At 35.2% G+C, this 25057-nt stretch carries 26 protein-coding genes; 13 read left to right on the top strand and 13 right to left on the bottom strand.

Annotation, left to right across the window (positions count from 1 at the left end):
* Positions 1-78: 78 nt before the first annotated feature.
* Together hemH and V7P73_RS03335 are read right to left on the bottom strand one after the other, a co-directional pair.
* The gene (hemH, locus tag V7P73_RS03330) at positions 79-1140 is read right to left on the bottom strand and encodes a ferrochelatase (RefSeq protein WP_333851463.1); all 1062 of its coding nucleotides are present in this window, start codon (positions 1138-1140) and stop codon (positions 79-81) included.
* A 163-nt stretch (positions 1141-1303) separates the two neighbouring features.
* On the bottom strand, positions 1304-2182 hold the full coding sequence (locus V7P73_RS03335) for a NifU family protein (RefSeq protein ID WP_333851464.1): 879 nt from the start codon (positions 2180-2182) through the stop codon (positions 1304-1306).
* Between the two features lie 294 nt (positions 2183-2476).
* Here V7P73_RS03335 and V7P73_RS03340 point away from each other — a divergent pair, with 294 nt between their 5' ends.
* Both V7P73_RS03340 and V7P73_RS03345 read left to right on the top strand, forming a co-directional pair.
* Positions 2477-2995, top strand: coding sequence for a gamma carbonic anhydrase family protein (locus V7P73_RS03340; protein WP_074235694.1), 519 nt, complete (start codon positions 2477-2479; stop codon positions 2993-2995).
* A 38-nt stretch (positions 2996-3033) separates the two neighbouring features.
* Entirely contained in the window at positions 3034-3969 is a 936-nt protein-coding gene (locus tag V7P73_RS03345) for a YihY/virulence factor BrkB family protein (RefSeq protein WP_333851466.1), read from the top strand.
* Here V7P73_RS03345 and V7P73_RS03350 read toward each other — a convergent pair.
* A complete protein-coding gene (locus V7P73_RS03350) occupies positions 3947-4405 on the bottom strand; it encodes a hypothetical protein (RefSeq protein ID WP_333851468.1) in 459 nt (152 codons plus the stop codon). The two genes, V7P73_RS03345 and V7P73_RS03350, sit on opposite strands and share 23 nt — an antisense overlap.
* Positions 4406-4579: 174 nt before the next feature.
* Here V7P73_RS03350 and V7P73_RS03355 point away from each other — a divergent pair, with 174 nt between their 5' ends.
* Complete coding sequence (locus V7P73_RS03355; RefSeq protein ID WP_333851470.1) at positions 4580-5641, top strand: DUF4407 domain-containing protein; 1062 nt, start codon at positions 4580-4582, stop codon at positions 5639-5641.
* A gap of 31 nt (positions 5642-5672) precedes the next feature.
* On the opposite strand, the gene V7P73_RS03360 is transcribed toward V7P73_RS03355, so the two are convergent.
* From V7P73_RS03360 to V7P73_RS03405, 10 genes are all read right to left on the bottom strand, one after another.
* The gene (locus tag V7P73_RS03360; protein WP_333851471.1) at positions 5673-6020 is read right to left on the bottom strand and encodes a hypothetical protein; all 348 of its coding nucleotides are present in this window, start codon (positions 6018-6020) and stop codon (positions 5673-5675) included.
* Positions 6021-6207: 187 nt separating this feature from the next.
* The gene (gene guaB / locus V7P73_RS03365; protein WP_333851472.1) at positions 6208-7668 is read right to left on the bottom strand and encodes an IMP dehydrogenase; all 1461 of its coding nucleotides are present in this window, start codon (positions 7666-7668) and stop codon (positions 6208-6210) included.
* A 170-nt stretch (positions 7669-7838) separates the two neighbouring features.
* Positions 7839-9398 carry a hypothetical protein gene (locus tag V7P73_RS03370; RefSeq protein ID WP_333851474.1) on the bottom strand — a complete coding sequence of 520 codons (1560 nt, stop codon included), beginning with the start codon at positions 9396-9398 and terminating at the stop codon, positions 7839-7841.
* 108 nt (positions 9399-9506) lie between these two features.
* A complete protein-coding gene (locus tag V7P73_RS03375; RefSeq protein ID WP_333851475.1) occupies positions 9507-9857 on the bottom strand; it encodes a GIY-YIG nuclease family protein in 351 nt (116 codons plus the stop codon).
* Between the two features lie 119 nt (positions 9858-9976).
* The gene (locus tag V7P73_RS03380) at positions 9977-10771 is read right to left on the bottom strand and encodes an SDR family oxidoreductase (protein ID WP_333851477.1); all 795 of its coding nucleotides are present in this window, start codon (positions 10769-10771) and stop codon (positions 9977-9979) included.
* 15 nt (positions 10772-10786) lie between these two features.
* Positions 10787-11419 (bottom strand): hypothetical protein, encoded by a 633-nt coding sequence (locus V7P73_RS03385; RefSeq protein ID WP_333851479.1) that lies wholly within the window; start codon positions 11417-11419, stop codon positions 10787-10789.
* A gap of 60 nt (positions 11420-11479) precedes the next feature.
* Entirely contained in the window at positions 11480-12700 is a 1221-nt protein-coding gene (locus tag V7P73_RS03390) for a 3-phosphoshikimate 1-carboxyvinyltransferase (protein ID WP_333851481.1), read from the bottom strand.
* Positions 12701-12772: 72 nt separating this feature from the next.
* Positions 12773-13099 (bottom strand): nucleotide pyrophosphohydrolase, encoded by a 327-nt coding sequence (locus tag V7P73_RS03395; protein ID WP_333851483.1) that lies wholly within the window; start codon positions 13097-13099, stop codon positions 12773-12775.
* A 2-nt stretch (positions 13100-13101) separates the two neighbouring features.
* Complete coding sequence (locus V7P73_RS03400) at positions 13102-14493, bottom strand: hypothetical protein (protein WP_333851485.1); 1392 nt, start codon at positions 14491-14493, stop codon at positions 13102-13104.
* Positions 14494-14714: 221 nt separating this feature from the next.
* Positions 14715-15326 carry a T9SS type A sorting domain-containing protein gene (locus tag V7P73_RS03405; protein WP_333851487.1) on the bottom strand — a complete coding sequence of 204 codons (612 nt, stop codon included), beginning with the start codon at positions 15324-15326 and terminating at the stop codon, positions 14715-14717.
* A 159-nt stretch (positions 15327-15485) separates the two neighbouring features.
* On the opposite strand from V7P73_RS03405, the gene V7P73_RS03410 reads away from it, so the two are divergent.
* From V7P73_RS03410 to V7P73_RS03455, 10 genes are all read left to right on the top strand, one after another.
* Positions 15486-17567 carry an alpha-ketoacid dehydrogenase subunit alpha/beta gene (locus tag V7P73_RS03410; RefSeq protein ID WP_333851489.1) on the top strand — a complete coding sequence of 694 codons (2082 nt, stop codon included), beginning with the start codon at positions 15486-15488 and terminating at the stop codon, positions 17565-17567.
* A gap of 137 nt (positions 17568-17704) precedes the next feature.
* The gene (locus tag V7P73_RS03415; protein WP_333851491.1) at positions 17705-18301 is read left to right on the top strand and encodes a TetR/AcrR family transcriptional regulator; all 597 of its coding nucleotides are present in this window, start codon (positions 17705-17707) and stop codon (positions 18299-18301) included.
* Between the two features lie 89 nt (positions 18302-18390).
* Complete coding sequence (gene paaE / locus V7P73_RS03420; protein WP_333851492.1) at positions 18391-19473, top strand: 1,2-phenylacetyl-CoA epoxidase subunit PaaE; 1083 nt, start codon at positions 18391-18393, stop codon at positions 19471-19473.
* A gap of 16 nt (positions 19474-19489) precedes the next feature.
* Entirely contained in the window at positions 19490-20074 is a 585-nt protein-coding gene (locus V7P73_RS03425) for a hypothetical protein (protein ID WP_333851494.1), read from the top strand.
* 111 nt (positions 20075-20185) lie between these two features.
* The gene (gene paaA, locus V7P73_RS03430; protein WP_333851496.1) at positions 20186-21145 is read left to right on the top strand and encodes a 1,2-phenylacetyl-CoA epoxidase subunit PaaA; all 960 of its coding nucleotides are present in this window, start codon (positions 20186-20188) and stop codon (positions 21143-21145) included.
* A 152-nt stretch (positions 21146-21297) separates the two neighbouring features.
* Entirely contained in the window at positions 21298-21585 is a 288-nt protein-coding gene (paaB, locus tag V7P73_RS03435) for a 1,2-phenylacetyl-CoA epoxidase subunit PaaB (protein WP_063970555.1), read from the top strand.
* Positions 21586-21673: 88 nt separating this feature from the next.
* Positions 21674-22438 carry a 1,2-phenylacetyl-CoA epoxidase subunit PaaC gene (gene paaC, locus V7P73_RS03440; protein WP_333851504.1) on the top strand — a complete coding sequence of 255 codons (765 nt, stop codon included), beginning with the start codon at positions 21674-21676 and terminating at the stop codon, positions 22436-22438.
* 128 nt (positions 22439-22566) lie between these two features.
* On the top strand, positions 22567-23052 hold the full coding sequence (paaD, locus tag V7P73_RS03445) for a 1,2-phenylacetyl-CoA epoxidase subunit PaaD (RefSeq protein WP_333851505.1): 486 nt from the start codon (positions 22567-22569) through the stop codon (positions 23050-23052).
* A gap of 12 nt (positions 23053-23064) precedes the next feature.
* Positions 23065-23715, top strand: a complete 651-nt coding sequence (locus tag V7P73_RS03450; protein WP_333851507.1) for a hypothetical protein — start codon at positions 23065-23067, stop codon at positions 23713-23715.
* 44 nt (positions 23716-23759) lie between these two features.
* On the top strand, positions 23760-24917 hold the full coding sequence (locus tag V7P73_RS03455) for a 3-hydroxyacyl-CoA dehydrogenase NAD-binding domain-containing protein (protein ID WP_333851509.1): 1158 nt from the start codon (positions 23760-23762) through the stop codon (positions 24915-24917).
* Positions 24918-25057: the final 140 nt, after the last annotated feature.

Consider the following 25057-nt stretch of genomic DNA (forward strand, 5'->3'; position numbering starts at 1 on the left):
AATCACTCTGCAGAGGTCTCTTTCAAAAAGAGAGATCAAGGTTTCGCTTAACATAATCTATTTGTCACTTATCTGATATTAATGAAAATAAAAATCATTCAGTTTTTCTTCACAAAGCGTTTTTACGACTTGTACCCAGCTTTCTTTTTCGTTCAGACAAGGGATATAATCGAATCTCTCGCCGCCACCGTGAAGGAAAATTTCTTTCCCTTCCTCCGAAATCTCTTCCAACGTTTCAAGACAGTCTGACACAAAAGCCGGACAAACAATTGCCAGTTTCTTGATTCCTTTTTTGCCAAGACCCTCCAACGTAGCATCCGTGTAAGGTTCCATCCATTTGTCTTTCCCTAATCTGGATTGAAACGTAACGAGAGCTTTCTCTTTCGGAATTCCCAATTTCTCACAAACCAATTCAGTCACTTTATAACATTGGTGCCTGTAACAGAATTTGTGCGAAGGATTATCCTCTTTTTGACAACAATTATTCATGTTACAAGTCTTTGTAGGGTCGGTTTTGTAAATATGTCGCTCCGGAACACCGTGATAAGAAAACTGCAACAAATCAAAATCTGCAGGCAGTTTTTCTTGGATACTTTCTGCCAGAGAATTGATGTAAATCTCCCGATCGTAAAAAGGTTCTACATAATTGATTTTGACATCGGGAAAGAATTTTTTTCTGACTTCCTCGGCTTTGTCAATCACTGTTTCCGTGGTGCTCATTGCATATTGAGGATAAAGTGGAAACAAGGTGATATTGGTAATGCCTTGATCTACCAATTCCTGGATCCCTGTTTTGATCGACGGTTCTGCATAACGCATTCCCAAACCCACCGGAACATCTACTAACTTTTGAAGTTCTTTCTGGAGATTCTTGGAAATTACAATCAAAGGAGAGCCTTGGTCTGTCCAAACGGTTTTATAAGCTTCCGCAGATTTTTTTGGTCTGGTTTTCAGGATAATTCCTTGAACCAATAATGCTCGGAAAATCCAGCGATAATCGATGACTTTTTCATCCATCAAGAATTCGTCAAGATAGTTTTTCACATCTTCAACGCTTGTCGAATTTGGAGAACCGAGGTTTACAAGTAGAATTCCCTTGCGGTTATTGGTTTTTGTTGGTTTTTGTTGGTTGGTTTCCAATATTGAAAATAATTATGATTTAAAAAGTCTTCGACTCCGCTCAGACTGACATTCTTCAAAAACATTTATTTTAAAAATTGTCACGCAGAGCGGAGTCGAAGCGTAAATTTAATAATTTTTAATCGAAGGAAAAATCTATCAATCAAAAACTATCAACTAAATATTATCCATTCACAGCTTCCACATTCTCCACCAATTCCGGTACGAATTGTTTTAGAATATTCTGGATTCCATTTTTCAAAGTTGCTGTGGAAGAAGGGCAACCACTGCAAGCACCTTGTAGAAGCATTCTTGCTGTTTTATTTTCTCCGTCGTACTCAATCAAAGAGATTTTTCCACCGTCGTTTTCTACTGCAGGAGCAACATATTCATTCAGGATATCACTGATTTTCTGCTCGTCATTAGTATATTCTCTGTTGATGATTTTCAAAACAGGATTTTCGTGAGCGTGAGGTTCCAGATTGGAAATCGTTTTTCCTGCCTGCAAAAATTCTGCAATGAAAGAACGAACCTGATTCATAATTTCGTGCCATTGAAACTGGTCATCCTTGGTTACGGCAACGAAATTATCGCTCACGTAAACTTCCTTCACAAAATCGAAAGCATTGTATAACTCTTCTGCTAAAGGGACTTCTCCAGATTCTTCCCTAGACTTCACTTCGATAAAACCATCCATCAGCATCTTGCTGGATATGAATTTCATAACCGCAGGATTCGGCGTCATCTCAGAATAGATTTGGTACATCTCTTTTCTTTTCTGAAGATAGATTCTTGGATTTGCCAGCAATTCGTCTTCGATGATGTTCTTTAGACTTTCAGCAACGTGTTCCCATTCTACAGTATCTTCTTTTGCCACGGCAATAAAATTGGCAGTGATGAAAATTCTGTTCACAAAAGGGTAGTTGAACAACTCTTGAGCTAAGGGAATTTCAGAAACGTCAGAATCTCTATCTAATTCCAATGAACCGGGAATCAAAGTGTAGTCCGTAACGAACTTCATTACTTTTTTATTTTCCGTAGGTTCTATAATGATTTCTCTCATTTTAAGTAAATTGAACTACAAAATTATCGTAATTTGGTGGAAGAAAAAAGCTGATAAATCCCAATGTTGTGTTAAGTTTTGATTATGAGAAGCTTTGCGGATTTTCGATTTTTTCTATTGGTTTGATTTTGGCTCAATGAATGTCAAAATTTGATTGAAAGACCAATCTGCGCCCCGGCCTGAACGGAGCTCTTTTTATTTTTTCTTTGGAAAAATAAAAAAGCGGGAGTGGAGGACGGATAAAGGCGCCCAAATATTTACACTTAATAATTAACAATAAATCATTTAAAAAAAATGGCAATTATTAGAGAACTTTTAGGCAAGACGCCTCAACTTGGAGAAAATACTTTTGTGGCAGAAACAGCTGTCATCATAGGCGATGTGACGATGGGGAAGGACTGCAGTATTTGGTACAATGCGGTTTTGAGAGGCGATGTTCATTTCATCAAAATGGGAGATAAAGTGAATGTTCAGGACAATGCGATGATACATTGCACTTATCAAAAAAGCCCGACTACGATTGGAAATAGTGTATCGATTGGACATAATGCGATTGTGCACGGTTGTACGATAAAAGATAATGTTCTGATTGGGATGGGCGCGATTGTGATGGATGACTGCATCGTAGAAAGTAACTCGATTGTTGCAGCGGGCGCTGTCGTGACTGCCAATACACATATCAAAGAAGGCGAAATCTGGGCTGGCGTTCCGGCAAAAAAAGTGAAAGATGTTTCTCAAAATTTAATCACAGGCGAGATTGATAGAATCGCAAATAATTATGTTAAATACTCCAGCTGGTACAAAGAAGATTAAGTTGGTATAAAGATTGAATTTCCCAAGAAAAATAAGTAATGAAAAAACTTAATTCTTTTTGGGAAGTTCTAAAACAAATATTCAGTGAATGGATGTCTTCCTCCGCTGCCAAAGACAGTGCAAGTATGGCTTATAATGCCATATTTTCTTTGCCTGGTTTGATGATTATCGTGATTTGGATTGCAGGACATTTCTTTGGCGAAGAAGCTGTTAATGGCGAAATCCGCAGACAACTGCAAGGAATAATGGGTTATGACGGTGCGAAAAGCATTCAGGATATTATCAAAAGCGCAATGGTTGATAAACAGAACTTCTGGATGAAAGCACTCGGCGTCGGAACTTTGGTCTTTGGTGCAACCAGTTTATTTTTCCAGATGCAGAACTCGCTAAACAATCTTTGGGATGTAGAAGCAGCTCCAAAAAAAGCTTGGCAAAAGTTCATTCTTGACAGAGCAAATTCTCTGGGGATGATTCTCATTATTGCATTTCTTCTTCTCGTAAGTATGCTTCTGTCTTCTGCTATCGGACTTGCTAATGCTTTGATTACAAAATATTTTGGTTTGGAAACTTATGTGATTATCCAGGCGAGTAATTTTATTTTAGGATTAGCCATCGTTACCATTCTCTTTGCTTTTATGTTCAAGGTTTTACCCGATGTGGAAATCAAATGGAAATCCGTTTGGATTGGTGCAATTGTTACGGCTTTACTTTTCAATCTTGGAAAAATGCTAATGAGTTTCTACTTCGATTTTTTTAAACCAACATCCATTTTTGGTGCGGCAGGAACTGTGATTCTATTGATGATGTGGATTAATTATTCTTGTCAACTCATATTTTTTGGCGCGGAGTTTACTAAAATTTATGCTTATAGAAGAGGACACACAATCATTCCTTCCAAACACGCCAAATGGAGCAAAGAAAAATTATACAGAGATTCTGAAGCGCAAAAGATTACTCCACAGAATCCGACTTAGAATATTTGAAAACAGGACTTCCGTTTACACATTCGATTTTTTCGGGTGGCATTAGCAGCAAACAATCTGACGTCAGATTGTATTTTTTATTATACTCTGTAGATTTCTGATTATACAAATCAACTTTTTCTAAAAATTGGGTTTCATCTATTTTAACTGAATAAGCAATATAAGAAGCTGGCCCACCGCAAGCTTTCACACCTAATCCGACAGATTTCCAATCAGAAGAGTTGGTGCATTTTTCACTTTTTGCCATTGTCAGAATTTCGGATTTCAAATTCTCCATTTCCTGCGCTTCTTGTTCTGTTAGATTTCCTTTATCCGGATTTTCTTTTGGTCTTTCTGGAAGAGGTTTTGGAAGATTATCTGGATTAATTGTGGATTTGCAAGCGAATGATATTGTTGCAATAGCTGCTAAGAACAATAGATTTTTCATAAAATATTTTTAAATCTGTCATCAAATATAATACCTAGAATTTAATTTGATTAAAAATAAATTGGTACAGATTTAGTTATTAGGTAAAGCCTAATACTATTTGTAACAAATTAACTTTTTAAATGACAAATTATGATGATTTATAATTAAATGAAAAATACTAACACACATAAAATGAATTGGTTTCAGCATTTTCTAATGATTTGTTCCGGCGCAAATATTCATCTGCTGAAAAAATCGCCATCTGAATGGAACAAGTTTGCCGGAATTGGTGGGATTGTTTTGTTCACTGCAATTTTTGCGACTTTGTCTGCAGGATATGCAATGTTCACAGTCTTTGATGATATTTGGGCTTCTGTAGGATTCGGAATTCTTTGGGGATTGATGATTTTCAATCTCGACAGATATATTGTTTCTTCAATCAAAAAAACTGGAACTTGGTGGAATCAAGTTTTGATGACAATTCCGCGTTTGATTTTAGCAACTTTTCTCGGAATCATTATCTCCAAACCTTTGGAATTGAAAATTTTTGAGAAAGAGGTCAACAAGCAACTGAATACCATTATTCAAAGGAATAAAAAACAGCTACAGGCAGAAATGAGCGGTAGAATTCTGCAACAATCCGGTCCTTTTGATTTAGAGAAAAAGCAAATCCAGAATCAAATTAAAACTTATCAGTTGGCTTATGATTCTGCTTCAGTTGAATTGGAGAAAGAAATTCTGGGTAAACAATCTGGTTTAACCAGCGGAAAAGTCGGTTACGGAACCAATGCTAAGAGAAAAGCCGAACTGAAAGAACAGAAACGAGCAGACTTGGAAAATTACCAAAAACAAATGCAACCGAGATTGCAATATTTGGACAACGAAATTTCAAAAGTTTATACTAATCTGGAAACCGAAAGAAAATCGACTGAAGTAACTGAAGATAAATTCAATGGCTTTGCTGCGAGATTACAAGCTTTGGATGAATTGGGGAAAAATTCTGCAATCATTGCCTTGGCAGCAAGTTTCATTATGGGATTATTTATTTGTTTGGAAATTTCTCCAGTCTTAATTAAACTAATTTCTTCGGTTGGACCTTACGATTATCTTTTGGAAAAAACAGAGAACGAGTATAGGCTTTATTCCAAAGAAAAAATCAGAAAAGGAAATTCGTTAACAGATTATAGAATTGATGATTTTGAAGATGACCTTAAAATCAAAAAAGAAAGAAAACAGAATCAAAATAACACATAAAAGAAAAGCTTCCAAATTTGGAAGCTTTTTTTTATTTTAAATTACCTACAACAAATGGCTGTTCGGCATTGTCGTTATAGTCTCGCATAAAACCTATTTCTGTATTTTTTGTAATTGCAGATTTTGAAGTTCCTGAAAAACCATCCCCAAAATCGATACTAAAATCGATATAGCTCAATCTATTCTTAGTGAATTTCATTTTGTTAAATACTAAAATGATGTTTTTGTCTCTAAGGTTTTTCTGCAGACTCATTAAGTCTTGTCGCGTCATTTCTTTGTTGAAAACAACGGCAATTACTTTCTTATTCGATGTGAAAGAAAGCATTCCGAAAACAAAAACGGTTAAGAATAATAGTGGGAAAAGTGTGGTCTTCTTCATTGGTTTAATAACACTGCAAAATTATAAAATTATCATCAAATGTGAAACCAAAGTTTTGATTTTTAATATATTTCTAATAATTTTTTTCTTTTTCCGAGAGGTACCCTTATTAAAAATCATACTACAAATAAAAAACTCCAAATTGACTATTTCGACTTGGAGTTTTTTTTATTTCAATTTCTGATTTTTACAAAGAATAATTCGGAGCTTCTTGTGTAATAATCACATCGTGTGGATGCGATTCTTTCAACCCGCTTCCTGTAATCATTACTAATTTTGAATCTTTTTGTAAAGCTTCTATATCTTTTGCGCCACAATAGCCCATTCCAGCTCTTAAACCTCCAGTCAGTTGGAAAATAACATCTTCCAGTTTTCCTTTGTGAGGAACTCTTCCTTCGATTCCTTCTGGAACAAATTTCTTAGCTTCACTTTGGAAATAACGCTCTTTTCCGCCACGTTTCATTGCAGAAAGAGAACCCATTCCTTGGTAAGATTTGAATTTTCTTCCTTGGAAAATAATTTCTTCTCCCGGCGCTTCATCAGTTCCAGCTAAAAGTGAACCAAGCATTACGGCTCCAGCACCACTCGCAATTGCTTTTACAATATCACCAGACAATTTAATTCCGCCATCGGCAATAACTGCAACATTTTTCTTTTTAGCAAATTCGTAAACGTTGTAGATGGCTGACAATTGAGGAACGCCAACACCGGCAACAACTCTTGTTGTACAGATAGAACCTGGTCCAACACCAACTTTCAAAACATTAGCACCAGCTTTAATTAAATCTTTTGCTGCGTCAGCTGTGACAATATTTCCACCAACGATATCCAAATCTGGGAACGTTTTTCTGATTTCAGAAATTTTATCCAAAACACCTTTCGAATGGCCGTGCGCTGAATCGATAGCAACAATATCAACACCAGCTTTTACCAATGCTGTAATTCTTTCGATTGTATCTTCGCCAACACCAACGCCAGCGCCAACAATCAATCTTCCGTTTTGGTCTTTGTTTGCATTCGGGTATTCTAATTGATTATCAATGTCTTTGATTGTGATTAATCCAACCAATTTGTTTTTCTTATCAACGATTGGGAGTTTTTCGATTCTGTTTTTCAGCAAAATTTCTTTTGCCTTTTCAAGATTCGTGTTTTTATCAGAAGTGATGAGGTTTTCTTTGGTCATTATTTCCTCAACTTTGATATCAAGATTTTCCTGATATTTCACATCACGATTGGTAATGATTCCGATGAGATAATTGTTTTCGTCAACTACAGGCAATCCTGAAATTTTGTAATTCGCCATTAGTTCTTTAGCTTCCGCCAATGTATGGTCTTTGGACAAAGTAACTGGGTCTGCAATCATTCCGTTTTCGGAACGTTTTACGCTGTTGACCTGCGAAGCCTGCTCCTCGATGGTCATATTTTTATGAATGAATCCAAGACCGCCGACTCTCGCCAATGCAATTGCTAAATCTGCTTCCGTAACTGTATCCATCGCAGCGGAAACTATAGGAACATTGAGCGAAATTTTGTCTGTAAGTCTTGACTTTAGGGAAACCTGATTAGGTAAAACTTCTGAATAAGAAGGGACTAGAAGCACGTCATCGAAAGTGATGGCTGTCTCTACAATTTTGTTATGAATAGACATCTTTACTTTCTTTGCAAAATTAAGCTATTTTTATGGAATTTGAAAATATCGTAATTTATTTGATAAATAATTAATATTCAGAGAAATGATGACGAATTAAATAATTGATGGTTGATAAATGATTTTAAATTCTTCTTAGTATCAACTATCATTTTATAGCTTATCAATTATCAAAACCTACTGAGGATTCCCCAATGGATTTTTATTTCGTTGAATTTGAAAGGATTCCCAAATTCGTTTCCGTTGGAGATTTGAAAACTCATCAAACCGACGGGAAGAAAAAAGTTGAAACCCAAACCTAAACTGTAGAGTTTTGGCGTAATTCCGAGCGCTTTGTTGGACATTTGTCCGTATTGAGCAAAGAGGTCAAAAAAGGCTTGGTCATTGACGAGATAACGATATTCGGCGCCGGCAAAAGCATAAAAATCGCTGACGAGACTTTGTTCATTGAAACCTCGAAGCGAGTTCCAGCCTCCAAACCTAAAGAGTTCGTTTGTCGATAATTCGTTTTTGGAACTGAGCAAAGCCGATTCTCCTTTTATATTAAGAAAGTGATTTCCGGACAAGTTGAAGTTGTGTTCCGCAAAAAGAAAATACCGAATTTGGTCAAATTTCTCCTGCGTATCGTCATAGGTTGTTTTAAGGAAATCGGCTTCCAGACGAATATTACTTTTGTTAATAAACAACGGAATGTCACTCCCTTCCTGGTATTGATAGTAAACACCAATTCCCTTTTTGCTGTAATCTCGACCGCTCGTGTAAAGCGAATCCAGAATTGCAGAAGATTCGAAAGTTCCTTTTAGACCGAGTTTCTGTTTCGGCGAAAGATGATAATAAACGGCAGGCAAAAATTTGACATTCGCAAACGTGGAATCCTGGCGGAAAATATTAACATTGACATTCAAACCAACATTGCTCCCAAACGTGTATGGAATGTCGGTTTGCATATCAAAAGTCTGCCCTTTATCGGGATTTCTCTGCCAATAAACACCGATGCTTTCGAAGCTGTTGAACATATTTTTCATTTGGACATTCAGCGTTCCGTTGACTGTGAATTTTTCGGTTTTATCATTTCCGAATCCAATCATTCCGTCAAAAGTATTAGTTTTTCGTTTCTGAGTGAAGAGAAAAACCTGTGTAGAATCTTTTGTAAATAATGTCTGAGGTGGTTTTTCCAACGATACAAACTGATGATTTTGCAAAGACTGATTCATAGAAACCAGATTCTTATCATCATAGTTTTTGCCTAGATATTGCTTGTTGAGGTTTTTAACGAATTGTTTCGGTAAGCGCGTGTAACCTTTGAAAACAATGCCGTCGATTTTTCTTTGAGAAGCTGAAACGACTGAGATTTTAACCGATGGAATTCCGTTTTCCATTTTCTGAAATTTGGTTTTCACACGGTTAAAAGCGAAACCTTTGTCACGATATTTTTGATTAATATTTTTCTTGAGTGAGTCTAAATTTTTGGTGTAAATTTCATTCTTTTGAAACTTCAAATCATTAACCAAAGAATCTGAAAACTTGACATTAGCTTTGTTGAAATTTGGACCTTTATCATAATAGATTTCTGTCCGGTTTTCGATTTGCTTCACGTCTTTCAGTTCTGTAAAGAAGTAAGAGCTTTCTGCCAAAGAATCCAGAAATTTAACTGCTTTTGCGGAGTCAGAAACGATTTTTTTGACGTTGGTTTCTTTGTCGATAAGCCAATATTCTTTTTTCTGCGCCATTGAAAAAGCAGAAATAAAAATAGTGATTATGTAAAAAAAACGAGTCAAGTAATATGTTTATAATGTTTGAAAGGCTTCGACTCCGCTCAGTCTGACAAAATAAAAAGTTTATGTTTTAGCGATGTCAGGCTGAGCGGAGTCGGAGCCTTTACTAATGTTTTCGGAATTGGTTTCGTTCTTACAAATAGAAAGTTCTTTCAATTTCTCCCAATTATCATTAATGATGGCTTCTTTTTTCTTTCTACTCCAACCTTTTACTTGTTTCTCAAAAGAAATTGCTTGTTCAATTTCATTAAATTCATAATAAAAAACCAATTGAACTGGTCTTCTATTATGAGTATAACTTTCGGGATAATGTCCTGATTGATGTTTAATAAAACGAGATTCCAAATCGCTTGTAACTCCTGTGTAATAAGAGCTATCCGAACATTTTAATATGTAAATATAATATCGATTCATTGCGAAAGCGCTTCGACTCCGCTCAGCGTGACAAATCTAATACTAAATGTTCATTTTAAGAGATGTCAGTCTGAGCGGAGTCGAAGACTTTATACTTTATTTGCATTTAAAACAGAAAATCAATCCATTTTATTATACTTCTTCATCAGATTTTCATAAGTATTCTGAGGAAGAATCCATTTCAAAGGAACACCAATTTTCTGCCCGAATTTTCCGAAATAATAATGCGCTTTCCATTTTGATTTCCCCAAAAGATGGTCAACATAAACAGCAACATCCAAAGGTTCTGTTCCGTCTCCAACGTGAGAATTCATCAAAGCATAAACTCTATCAAACACATTTTTATAAGCGTCCGAAACTTTTGTTTTGACACGGTTTTCTGCAATATTCGTTTTGATATCGCCCAAATGAAGCGAGCAAACGTGGATGTTCCAAGGGTAAACCTCGTAGCGCATTGCTTCTGTTACTTTGTCCAAAGCAGATTTGGAAGCGGAATAAAATCCTCTGAATGGCAATCCCATTTCGGAACCAATGCTGGAAACATTGATGATTTTTCCTGCTTTTTGTTCACGCATTTTTGGAAGAACTGCTGTCATCATCTGAACTGAGCCAATCAAATTAAGATTGAATAATTTTGAAATATCTTCCTTCGTAGAATCTTCAACCGCGCCAACCATTCCCATTCCTGCATTATTAATCAAGATATCGATTCTGGTTTCCGTTTTCAGGATTTCAGAAATCGCATTATCGATTTGTTCTTTTTCAGTAATATCTGTTGGAATAGAAACGAAATAATCAGAGTTTACAACTTTTCTACTAAGCCCATAAACTTTGTTTCCTTTCTTTCCGAAATATTCTGCCAAGGCAAATCCAATTCCGGATGAAGCGCCTGTGATGATGATGGTTTTACTCAAAATTTTATTTTTTTGTTAATAACCGAAATATCCAAAATTTTCATCTTTAAAGTCGGTAATTTTATATGATTTTTCTCCTGGAGTAAAGGTATTCATTTTGGGAATTGATTTGAAAGGGAAAATAAATTCCTTGTCGAAGTATTCATTTTGTTTTTTAGGATTTTCTTCAAAGCAATCATACAAATACTCTCTTGTAACAATGACTTTTTTAGTTGAAAAATTGATATCGTCTGATGTGTTAAATTCACAAGTGTCATTAAATTCATTTTTAGAGCCAATCAAATAAAAGTCATTATTCTGAAACCTAAAAATATTCTCATAAATTTGAGTGTGTCTAGAATTGGTGTTGAAGCTTTGAATTATTTTTAAAGTTCCATTTTTGATAATAAATTCTGGATTTGAATTATATTCTGGGTAAAATCCAGTTTCACTTGCCAGTAAGACTGACGTGTTTTTATGCCAGATTTTTAATTTTCCATTTATGCTTTTTAGAATAAAAAATTCTCGTTTAAAACCATTTTGAAAATCAGATGTAATTTTTTTATTGGTATTAAAGACAATTACGGTTTCATCTTTTCCATCTTTGTCCAAATCACCTTTTACTTCAATGATTTTTTCATAACCTTTTGGAATGACAAAATCTTTCAATTCCTGAGATTGGAGAACTGAGAAACATATTAAGGTCAAGAAAGAAAAAAGGTGTTTCATTTAGATTGGTTTTGAAACTTCAGCAAAATCCTCCCAAAATTCAGGATACGACTTCTCCACAACATCTTCATTCTCGATATTCAGTTCTTTAATTAGAGCAAACGGCGCAAAAGCCATCGCCATTCTGTGGTCGTTGTAAGTCGCAATAGAAATGTTTTCTTCCGGTTCAATAAATTCGCAAGATTCGATTTTTTCAACTGTAATATGAGTTTTTCCACCGATTTTCAATAATTCATTTTGAAGTGCCACCAATCTGTCGGTTTCTTTTACTTTCAATGTATGAAGTCCTGTAATGACAAACGGAATTTTCAATGCAGTTGCCGTAACACATAATGTTTGGGCAATGTCTGGACAATCATTCATATCCAAAGAAATCAATTCAGGATATTCGAAAGCTGGTTCTGGTAAAAGTGAAATCGAGTTTTCTGCATAATCTGAAACGGTATTTATTCCAAAATATTTCCAGTAGATTTCCTTAATCACGCTATCTCCTTGCAGAGACAATGTGTGATAGCTTTTTAATGTGATTGATTTTCTTCCAATCACTGCCAGAGAATAAAAATAAGAAGCTGAAGACCAATCGCTTTCTACTTCGTAATGTTCGATTCTAGCATTTTCTGGATGAGGTAGAATTTCAATTGTGTTTTCTGCAAAATGAGATTTGATTCCGATTTCATTTAGGATTTTCAAAGTCATTTCGAGGTAAGGACGAGATGTGATTTCTCCGTCTAACTCTAGTGTCAATCCATTTTCTAATTTTCCTCCAATTAAAATCAAAGAAGTCAAAAACTGACTGGAAACATTGGCCGAAATTTTAACCGAATCTTTTTCAATTTTTTTACCAATGATTTGTAATGGTGGATATCCTTCTTTTTCAAGATAAGTGATATCAGCACCAAGCGACTGAAGCGCATCTACCAAAGGTTTAATAGGTCGATTTTTCATTCGGTCAGAACCTGTCAAAATGGTTTTTCTGCCTTCAAAAATGGAATAATAAGAAGTCAAAAATCGCATCGCAGTTCCAGCGTGGTGGATATCAATGGTTTCTGAATCAGATTCCAAAGCTTTTTTCAACAAAGTTGTGTCCTGAGAATTGGAAAGATTGAGCATATCAATGTTTCCAAATAATTTCCCTAAAATCAAAAGACGGTTCGAAATACTTTTCGAACCGGTAATTTGAATGTTTTTCCCGTCTATAAGTTCAGATTTTTTTATAATCATATTTTGTCAGTTGATGGTTGCTAGTTGCCAGTTGATGGAAAAAACTTCCGACTTCGGACCTCTAGCTTCCAACTATTTTAATTTTTCATTATTCTGATGTCGGTCTTTGTCTCTATCAGTTTTGATTTTCATTTTTTTATCGAATGCGGATTGCAAATCTGTTCCGGTTTGATTAGCTAAACAAAGCGTTACAAAAAGAACGTCAGCTAATTCTTCTCCCAAATCTTTGGATTTATCAGACTCTTTTTCAGATTGTTCGCCATATCTTCTGGCAATGATTCTGGCAACTTCGCCAACTTCTTCCGTAAGCATTGCCATATTCGTCAACTCATTGAAATAGCGGACACCAATGGTTTTTATCCATTCATCAACTTGGTTTTGGAGATTTGTGATTTCCATTATTAAAATTGATAAGCGCCAATGGTTGGAGAATTGCCTCTGGATTTACCCACAATATCTGTTGTGATTACGATATCACTAGCTTTTCCTTTTCCAATTGCTGGAGAACCTTCTTTCACTCTTAAGTTCATTTTCTGAGTGAAATAATTTTGGAATTTTGGGTCTTCGTTTTTGATAATATCAGAGCCAATTGGATTGAATGCCGAATTAGAACTTAGTTTCAATAATGTATTATCAAAGTGCGCATTAATTGGCGTTCCAGCAGAATTATTACTCAAAGAAACCAAATCTAAAGTGTCTCCATAAATAATGGAATTCTTTACATTTAAACTTACAAGTCCAGATTCTAAAATACCTTCTTCATTTTCCCAGGTGTTGCTCGCAAAAATTCCTACAGCAGACATAGAAGAGTTAAGGTTCCAATAATTGGCTAATGTAGAATAATTGATATTATAAGTTCCACTTCCTGCAATAGCAAGGTCTGCTTCTCCGCAATTGTTCATTACCAAATTATTAGCTGTAACATTGGAATGGATTCCGTAGATTCCTGCATTTTGAAAAGTATGGAAAATAGAATTTTTAATTTCTGCATTACTTTCTTTCAATTGAAGCCCTACGTTTCCACCAAAAACTCTAGCATAATTCATTTTGAGAAGAGAACCTTCTTCCATTTTGATGCCGTTCCAGTTGGCCGGAAGAGTGTCATATTTCGTATCACTTCTATCGCCTCGGAAGGTTACTTCATCTCCTAAAACGCCATTCACGGTTAATCCAGAATTTTTCGCGAAATTCATCCCACTGTTTTTTCGGAAATAGACTTTCGTACCTTTTTCCATTGTCAGAGATTTACCTTCAGCAATAGTCAAATCTCCAAAAATCACTTTCACTTTATCTTTTGTCCAAGTGGTGTTTTCAGATATAATATTAGGATTTGTATCTGTTTTGATGAAATATTCAGCATCTTGAACTACAGAGAAAAGCGTTACTTTCTGCTCTCCAGTTGGTGTGTTGAAAACCACTTTGTCTTCAGCAATAGCTTCCGGAGCATTAGCAACAGGGGCAATTTCTACAAAAACATAAAGACTGTCTTTTCTTCTCAAAGCTACATTTTCGAAACTTGTTCCAACTTTCCCATCTACATTGATTCTGTAAAGAGAAGAACTTCCACCTTCCAAAGCAATTTTTGGAATTAGAACATCCTTATCTTCTTTATTATAAACTTTCACAGCATAAGTTTCCGAACGCATCTGGTTATAAACTGTATCGCAGAAGACTGTATCGGTAGAGAATCTCAAAAGTTGGGTAGGAGAATCAAAAGAAATATCATCGCGATTACAACCTGCCAAAAGCAAAAGTGACCAAAATGCAATTCCAAAAAGTATTTTAATTTTCATCTATTCTTTTTTATATTTTTTAATGGTAAGATGGAACGCTAATAATTGTTTTTATTAATAATATTAAAGAAGTTTTGAAGGTTGGCGTTTCATTTATCTTGTTTAATGTTCAAAACTACAAAATTTAAATTTTTATTTTATGAAGACCAAGATATTTTAATAAGATTAAACAAAAAATCCTTTCAATCGCTGAAAGGATTAAATATTTAAAAAACGAATATTTACTCTTTTATAAATTTCTTAGTTATTGTTTCGCCAGTTTTTGTTGTTGCATTGATTATATAAGTTCCTTTTGCAAGTTTTAAAACATTGACGGATTTTTCAGAATTAGAAATCTGTTTAATGATTTTTCCGGAAAGGTCTGTTATTTTGATACTTGAAAGTTCTTCTGAGAAATTAAGAGTTTCTTTCGTGGGATTTGGGAATATACTTAATAGTTTAAATGGAGAATCAGTAATATCTAATGTATGACCTTTAAACTCAGCTGAAATATACTCTGATTCTACATTGCCATTGTAAACAGCTGCAACATAGATAGTAAAAGGAGCACCATTATTATATTCGAGAAAATCACAATCTGTCCCTCCCCAATAAGGATTGCAGGCTAAAGAGTTACTTGTTTGGAATCTATACAACTCATTTCCTCGATATATATTGTAGCCAATCAGTTCATTACGGGGTAATGCAGGCTCATTCCAATAAAGGGAATATGTAAGAGTATAATTCATAAAATCATAGTTATAATTCCATTCTACATTTTGAACAGGATTCGTTTGTCCAAACCCTAAATTAATAGTAATTACTGTAAAAATAAAAAGGAAAGATTTTTTCATAGGTTAAAGTTTTTTATAAAAGTAATGATTTTCAATGAGATTCAATTATCAATTTTAACTAACTAACATTTGTTAGTTTAATAAAAAAGTGTATTTTTGGATAAATCACATTCAATGATTAAAACTGAGAATAATAAATTGAATGTCAAATGTTTAAATATGGAAATGACCAAAAGACATTTTTTAAACAAAGAAATTAGCCTGACTGATTTACTGAAATCTGCTTATCGTTTGATGTTTACGGCAAAAACGATGAGCGATTTGTTTGAACAAGAAAAAAAAATCACTTCAAAATACGTTCACGCCACTTCCCGCGGACACGAGGCTATTCAGTTGGCTTTGGGAATGCAATTGTTGCCACAAGATTTTGTGAGTCCTTATTATAGAGATGATTCAATTTTACTCGGAATCGGAATCACGCCTTACGAGTTGATGCTTCAGCTTTTAGCAAAAAAAGATGATCCATTCTCTGGCGGTAGAACTTATTATGCACATCCAAGTTTGCGAAGAGATGATTTTCCGAAGATGATTCATCAAAGTTCCGGAACAGGAATGCAGGCCATTCCAACCACCGGAATTGCAATGGGAATGAAGTACAAAGAAGAAACAGGAATTGCTGAAAATTTTTCTGAAAAACCAATCGCCGTTTGTTCCCTTGGCGACGCAAGTTGTACAGAAGGTGAAGTTTCTGAAGCTTTCCAAATGGCAGCTCTGAAACAATTGCCGATTCTCTATTTGGTTCAGGATAATGAATGGGATATCTCTGCCAGCGCAAAAGAAATCCGAGCGCAAGACATCACAAAATATATGCAAGGTTTCAACGGAATAGAAACCAGAACAATTGACGGAACTGATTTTATAAAATCATACGAAACCGTAAAAGAATGCATCAGAATCATCCGTGAAGAAAGACGACCAATGTTGATTCACGCGAAAGTTCCGTTGCTGAATCATCATACTTCAGGCGTCAGAAAAGAATGGTATCGCGATGATTTGGAAGAATGTGCGAAGAATGATCCTTTAATAAAACTTAGAAATAAACTTTCAGAATTCAGTATAGAAGATTCAGAAGTTGAAAACATAGAAAATGAAGTTCAGAATCTGGTAAGAACAGATTTTGAAAATGCAATTTTAGCTGAAGATCCGAAACCGGAAGATGCTTTGACGAACGATTTTGCACCAACGCCAATTACAATAGAAAAAGGAGAACGTTCTCCTAGTGGGAAAATACCAACTGTTATGGTAGATTGTGCATTATTTGCCATTAGAGAATTGATGCAGAAACATCCGGAAGCTTTATTATATGGACAAGATGTTGGGTTGAGATTAGGTGGCGTTTTCCGTGAAGCGATTACTTTAGCAGCTCAGTTTGGAGAAAATCGAGTTTTTAATACACCAATTCAGGAAGCCTTTATTGTAGGCTCAACTGTTGGAATGAGCGCCGTTGGTTTGAAGCCGATTGTCGAAGTTCAATTCGCAGATTACATTTGGCCAGGTTTGAATCAGTTATTTACCGAAGTTTCCAGAAGTTATTATTTGTCTAATGGAAAATGGCCGGTTTCGATGATTCTCCGAGTTCCGATTGGTGCTTACGGAAGTGGTGGACCATATCATTCGAGTTCGGTGGAAAGTGTTTTGTGCAATATCAAAGGAATAAAAATCGCTTATCCTTCAACCGGCGCGGATTTGAAAGGCTTGATGAAAGCGGCTTTCTACGACCCGAATCCGGTTGTAATGCTGGAACATAAAGGATTGTATTGGTCAAAAATCGAAGGAACAGAAGCTGCAAAAACGATAGAACCAGACGAAGATTACGTTATTCCATTCGGGAAAGCGAGAGAAGTTTTGCTTTGCGATAATCAGCAAAACAGACCAACTTTAACAATTATTACTTACGGAATGGGCGTTTATTGGGCTTCGAATGCAGCTAAGCAATTTGATAATCAAATCGAGATTATAGATTTAAGAACACTTGCACCTTTGGATGAAAACCGAGTTTTCGAAAGTGTGAAAAAACATAACCGATGCATCGTCTTGACAGAAGAACCTGTAAATAATAGTTTTGCTCAAAGTTTGGCGGCGAGAATCAATGAAAATTGTTTCAGACACTTGGACGCACCGGTAAAAGTGATTGGAGCAAAAAATCTTCCTGCAATTCCTATCAATTCCGAATTGGAGAAAGAAATGCTGCCGAACACCGAAAAATTAATTAAAGAAATAGAACAATTGTTGAGATATTAGTTGATGGTTTTTGGTTGTCAGTTGATAGATTTTGTAAAATTTGAATTCAAAACTTAGCTGAGCGTTAGCGACTTTGCGAACCTTAAAAAATATTTTCAATAAAGTAAAAAAAACTTTGCGCACTTGGCATTAAAAATATGGAAACAGAAATAATTCCAAACAAAATCAAAATCAATAAAAAAGAATTGATTTTAGCAGAAGCTGCAAAACTTTTCAAAGAGAAAGGATTCGGTGGAACCAGTATGCGTGACTTGGCTGAAAAAGTGGGAATGGAAGCGGCAAGTATGTACAATCACATCAAATCCAAAGACGAAATTCTGGAATTGATTTGTTTCAAAATTGCCAATCAATATATTTCTCAATTACAGGAAATCGAAAATACGAATCAAAGTTTTCAGAATAAACTGAGAGCCATTATCGGGCTTCACGTTCAGCTGATTATTGAGGATTCAGCATCGGTTTCTGTAGCGAATAACGATTGGAAATATCTTTCTGAAGAGAAGAAAAATCAATACAAGCAAATCAGAAAGTCCTACGAAAAAAGCTTTGCGAATATTATAGAACAAGGAATGGAAAACGGAGAATTCAAAAAAATGAATGTTTCCGTCGCGCTTTTCACAATGTTATCTTCCTTAAGGTGGATAGAACTCTGGTACAAACCAAGTCGAGAAATCACCCCACAGGAATTGGAAGAAGATTTGAAAACATTATTAATGAATGGTTTGAATAATTAAATTCAAATCTTAGCTAAGCGTAAGCGGCTTTGCGAACTTAAACATAAAGTAAATCAAAAAAAATTAGCGCACTTTGCGTTTAAAATAAAATGTCAGTAATTTTTCACCCTTTAAAAGTAAAAAAAGTCAAGAAAGAAACATCAGATTGTGTTTCTGTGAGTTTTGATGTTCCAGCAGAATTAATGGAACAATTCAAATTCACGCAAGGACAATATTTGACATTCCGACAAATGAATGGCGAGCAGGAACTCCGTCGTTCTTATTCGATTTGTGCAAGTCCGTGCGAAGGCGAATTGAGAGTCGCTGTTAAAAAAGTTCCCGAAGGTTTGTTCTCTTCTTTTATGAACGAAAACCTGAAGGAAGGCGACGTTCTGGAAGTAATGCCTCCAATGGGAAAATTCTACACAGAACTCAATCCCGAAAACAAAAAAATGTATGTGGCTTTTGCTGCAGGAAGCGGAATTACTCCAATTATTTCTATTATAAAATCTGTTTTAAAAAATGAACCGCAAAGTCAGTTTATTCTGATTTACGGGAACAAAAATAAGGGAACGATTATTTTCAAAGAAGAAATTGAAGCTTTGAAAAACCGTTTTATGGAACGATTGAGCATTTATCACATTCTCAGCCGAGAGGTTGCAGATGCCGATTTGTTGAGCGGAAGAATCAATTCTGAAAAAGCAGAATCTTTTATCAAGAATATTATTCCAGCAGAAAAAATCGATGAGGTTTTCCTTTGCGGACCAGAAGAAATGATTCTGAGTGTGAGAGATACTTTAATCCAATCCGGTGTCGAAGCTAAGAAAATTCATTTTGAATTATTTTTCAGTGCAGCGTCTGCAGAAAAGAAAAAAGAACACGAGCAAGCAGTCAATAAATCCAATGATGATTTCAGTAAAGTCACTGTGAAATTGGATGCAACTGCTTTGAAATTGGATTTAGCTTATCACGGACCAACGATTTTGGATGCGGCTTTACAAAACGGAGCCGATTTACCTTACGCTTGCAAAGGCGGTGTTTGTGCGACTTGCAAATGTAAATTAGAAAAAGGCGAAGTAGAAATGGATATCAATTATTCTCTCGAACCGGATGAGATTGCGGCAGGATTTATCTTGTCTTGCCAAGCGCATCCGAGGTCGGAGGAAGTGGTTGTGAATTTTGATATTAAGTAGTTTGAAGAATTAATCAATGAAGAAAATTGTCATAATTTCTATAGGAACTTTGTTATTGATTCTACTTGGTTTATTTGCTTTTCAAAGATATTATTTTAATGAAGAGAAAATTAGAGAAAGGCAAGTTGAAACTTGGAATGAAAGAGTAAATGAGTTTAAAAATTCTAAATCAGGAAAGATTGATTTGACAAATAACATTTACTTGATTTGGAGAATAAAAGATTTTAGTTCTGAAAACCATAAGATAGAATATTGTGAAAATCAAGATGCAAAGTATATCTGTAAAATTGATGATAATGATTGGTATGGCTCTGATTTCAAAATGGATTTACCAAAAAATGAATTAAAAAGTCTAACAATTTATATTGATGAAAAATATATTAAACTTGATGTATCGCAAATGTTCAATCCCAGTAATGGTGAAGAATTAGACAAAAATCATTTTAAAATTAAAAAAGAAAAAGACTTTTATATTTTATATGGATACTTTTCTGACGGTGCAGGAACTTATACGACAAGTTGGAAAATTAAAGATGGAAAGTCTTTTAGAAGGAAAATTTCAAGTAATGAAGAAGATTTCAAATGGCAAAATGAAAAATAATATTTAAAAATTCTTTGCTGAGTTTACGCCTTTGCGAACTTAAAAACATTAGAATAAATATAAAACTTTGCGCTCTTTGCGTTTAAATAAATTCCATTAAACAAAAACATTATGGAAACAACAGAAATCAATTTAGAAGAACATTTTCAGAATAAAATAGACAGCGAAATCCGCATCGAACCCAAAGACTGGATGCCGGATGCGTACAGAAAAACCTTGATTCGTCAGATTTCCCAGCACGCCCATTCCGAGATTGTCGGGATGTTGCCGGAAGCCAACTGGATTACGCGTGCACCAACTTTGAATCGTAAGAAAATCCTGCTGGCAAAAGTTCAGGACGAAGCCGGACACGGGCTTTATCTCTATTGTGCTGCTGAAACTTTGGGCGTTACGAGAGATGAAACCATCAACGATTTACATTCTGGAAAAGCCAAATATTCCAGCATTTTCAACTATCCAACTTTGACTTGGGCAGATATGGGTGCAATCGGCTGGCTGGTTGATGGTGCTGCAATTCTGAATCAAGTGCCACTTTGCAGAGCATCTTACGGACCTTATGCCAGAGCAATGGTTAGGATTTGTAAAGAAGAAAGTTTCCACCAGAGACAAGGTTACGAGCTGATGATGAAGCTTTGCCAAGGTTCGCCGGAACAAAAAGCGATGGCTCAGGATGCATTCAACCGCTGGTGGTGGCCGACTCTAATGATGTTCGGACCAAAAGACGCAGACTCCGGAAATACAGAATTGTCAATGAAATGGCGAATCAAACGTTTCACTAATGACGAGCTGAGACAGCGTTTCGTAGATGTTTCCGTGCCACAGGCTGAATATCTGGGCTTGACAATTCCAGACCCAGATTTGAAATTCAATGAAGAAACCGGACATTACGAATTCGGAGAAATCGATTGGGATGAATTTTGGAAAGTGGTCAAAGGCAACGGACTTTGTAACAAAGAAAGAATCGAAACCCGCAAAAAAGCCTTCGATGACGGCGCTTGGGTAAGAGAAGCCGCAACCGCTTATCACGAGAAAAGAAAATTAAGAGAAGAACAAAATAGAAAAACAGTCTAATCTTTTGTAACGCAAAGGCGCAATTAATTTGACAAATCGATGCTTTAAGCCGCAAAACTTAATTCGAAAAATCATTCTTTGCGACTTATAACAGAATAAAAAAGAAAAATATTGCGCCTTTGCGATAAAATTAAAGTTCAATAATTAATACTATGCAAAATACAGAATGGCCACTTTGGGAGGTTTTTATAAGGAGCAGACAAGGTTTGGACCACAAACACGTGGGCAGTCTTCACGCTGCTGATGCAGAAATGGCAATACAAAATGCACGCGATGTTTATACAAGAAGGATGGAAGGTGTTAGCATTTGGGTTGTGGAATCCAAGCATATTCACGCCACCAACCCCGATGATTCTGAGGCATTTTATGAACCTTCGGAAGATAAAGTTTACCGCCATCCAACATTTTACCACGTTCCGGAAGAAGTAAAGAATATGTAATAGGAAGCGACGAAGTTGCGAAATATTGGTAGAAAAAAAATGGATATATTAAAAAAGGTGCGAAGCACTGATATATTGGTACATTAAAATGGAAAATAATCAAAACAATTGGCTCAATTATATTCTGCATCTCGCAGACACAAGCCTGATTCTCGGACAACGTCTTTGCGAATGGTGCGGCAAAGGACCAGTCTTGGAGCAGGATATTGCAATGTCCAACATCGCTTTGGATTTGTTGGGAGAATCTTCCAACTATTATCAGTATGCCGCCGAAATTCAGAATGAAGGAAAATCAGAAGATGATTTAGCTTTTCTTAGAAACGAACGCGAATTCAGAAATTTACTTTTAGTTGAAAGGGAGAACGGACATTTCGGAGATACGATTGCGAGACAGTTTTTCTTCGATGCTTATCATCATATATTATTGACCGAGCTGAAAAATCATTCTGATTTGAAACTCGCTTCCATTGCTGAAAAATCTTTGAAAGAAGCGACCTATCATTTAAAATGGAGTAGTGAATGGATGATTCGTTTAGGCGATGGAACAGAAGAAAGTCATAACAAAATTCAAAAATCAGTTGAAAGTATTATTGATTTCACAGACGAGATGTTCATTCCAACCAACTGGGAATTAGAATTAATTGAACAAAATATGATTCCTGATATCAGAACTTTCCGAACTAAATGGGAAACCAAAGTTCTGGAAATCTTAAATGAAGCAACGTTGTCTGTTGATTTCTCAAAATCTAGACAATTAACCGGTGGAAAAGACGGAAAACACACCGAAAAAATGGGTTACATCTTAGCAGAAATGCAAATGATGCAACGCACTTATCCTAATATGGAATGGTAGATTATAACGCAAATGCGCAAGTGTTGTGAACACAGCACTGTTATAAGTCGCAAAACGTCGCTTACAACTTTGCGACTTAAAACATTGAATTAATAAAAATTATTTGTGCCTTTGCGATAAAAACAAAAATGACAGTCACAGAAGAACATATCTGGCAAATATTAGAAGAAGTTCCAGACCCGGAAGTTCCCGTTCTCAATCTTTTGGATTTGGGAATTATCCGCGATGTGAATCTCAATGAAGACGAAATCGAAATTGTGGTAACGCCAACTTATTCCGGCTGTCCCGCAACATCGATGATTAATATGGCTATCAGAATGAAACTGATTGAAAAAGGTTTCAATAATATTAGATTAACTAATCAATTGAGTCCAGCTTGGACCACCGATTGGATGACGGAAGAAGGAAAACAAAAACTAAAAGCTTACGGCATCGCACCACCTGTCTACTCAAAAAATAATGACGAATTATTCTCAAAAACAGATGAGGTCGAGTGTCCGCTTTGTGGCTCAAAATATACACATTTGGTAAGTCAGTTTGGTTCCACATCGTGTAAAGCATTATATCAATGTGATGATTGCAGAGAACCTTTTGATTATTTTAAATGTCATTAACTTAATTTGAAAATGAAGAAAACAAAAGGGATTTTGGTAAACATTAAAAATCAAATTAAAAAGGAATTAGAGAAAGTTATAGTACCAAAACATATTGTTTTTAATATAAATACAATTTCTAATTATAAAATAGATGATTGGGAGAATTGGCAAAACTTATTTACTGTTTTTGATAAGTTGTTAAATGAATTAAATTTAAATAATCAAGCTTGTATTAGAACTTTTCAATCCTTTGAATTTGAAAATAAATGGTTAGGTTTTGGGAGGGTGAAATGGAATCTTGAAAACAATAGGAAGTGGACAAAAAAATATAAAGCCAGCGATTATTCTGATAAAAAATTACAATTTCAAAATACGGAAATATGGAGTCCAGATTGGAATTTATTTTACAAAAAAGATGAGCTTCCAAAATTTTTCGCGAGTATTTATTCTGAAGATATAAATAATGGGATAACGATTGTATTAAACAAAAATTTATTTTTAGATAATGAAAATAGGATACTTTATTTAATTAAGGAGATAAGTAGAATTATATCTGATGCGGAATTAGTAAAATTTGAAAGATATTGGAAACCAAGTTCAGGGTTCGTTAATAATATTGAGGATACATCTTATAAACAAATAATTGACAATAAGACTTTGTGTCTTGTGCGTTTAAAATAAAAAAGTCATTGTACTTTTTACATAAATACCTTTTACAAAGAAGAATGAAAATAGGAATAGTCGGTAGCGGTGCGATGGGAAGCGGAATTGCACAGGTTTTGGCAACAGCTGGAAATCAAGTTTTGTTGTATGACAGCAATCCGATTGTCGTAGAAAAAGCCGGACAAAATCTGGAAGCTCAGTTTCAGAAATTAGCAGAAAAAGGAAAGCTGACTTATGAAGAAGCGGAAACTTATTTCGATAATATTCGATTGAGCGATAAATTATCGGAATTAAAAGCTTCCGAATTAATCATCGAAGCGATTGTTGAAGATTTGGAAATCAAAAAAGAATTGTTTCAAAAATTAGAAAGCTTAGTTTCGGAAGATTGCATTTTGGCGACCAATACTTCATCTTTATCGATTGCATCGATTGCATCGGCTTGTCAAAAACCAAATCGTGTGATTGGAATTCATTTTTTCAATCCTGCGCCTTTGATGGCTTTAGTTGAAATTATTCCTGCTGTCCAAACAGATAAAGATTTAATTTCGAAAACGAAAACTTTAGTGGAAAGCTGGAAGAAACTTCCTGTAATTGCAAAAGATACACCTGGATTTATCGTCAATCGTGTGGCGAGACCTTTTTACGGAGAAGCTATCCGAATTTTGGAAGAAGGAATTGCTGACTGTGCGACGATTGATTTTGCAATGACAAGTTTAGGTGGATTCAGAATGGGACCATTTCAATTGATGGATTTCATTGGTCACGATGTCAATTATAGAGTGACAGAAAGTGTTTTTAAAGAGTTCTTCTACGATCCGAAATTCAAACCATCATTCACACAAAAAAGATTATTCGAAGCTGGATTTTTCGGAAGGAAATCGGGAAGAGGATTTTATGATTATTCCCCAAATGCTGAACAACCAAAACCCAATGAAAATCCGGAATTGTTAGAATTAATATTCAAAAGAATTCTGGTAATGTTGATGAACGAAGCTGCAGACGCTTATTTCTTGAACATCGCATCAGCAGAAGACATCGATTTGGCAATGACAAAAGGCGTGAATTATCCAAAAGGATTATTACTATGGGCTGATGAATTTGGTTTGGAAAATCTCGAAAAAGAATTAGACCAACTTTATAACTACTATCACGAAGACCGCTATAGATGCAGTCCAATCATTAGAAATTTAGTAAAACAAAATAAAAATTTTTATAAATAATATTTAAACCACAAAGACACATAGTTTTTCTTGATTGAGTTTAAATAGTCCAAGCAAACTATTTCTTCTCAATTTTAAATAATTTTATTTTTACCTCTATGTGCCTATGTGGTTAATTAAAATTACAGTAACTAAATCAT

The sequence above is a fragment of the Epilithonimonas sp. genome (assembly GCF_036780765.1).
Classification (GTDB): Bacteria; Bacteroidota; Bacteroidia; order Flavobacteriales; family Weeksellaceae; genus Epilithonimonas.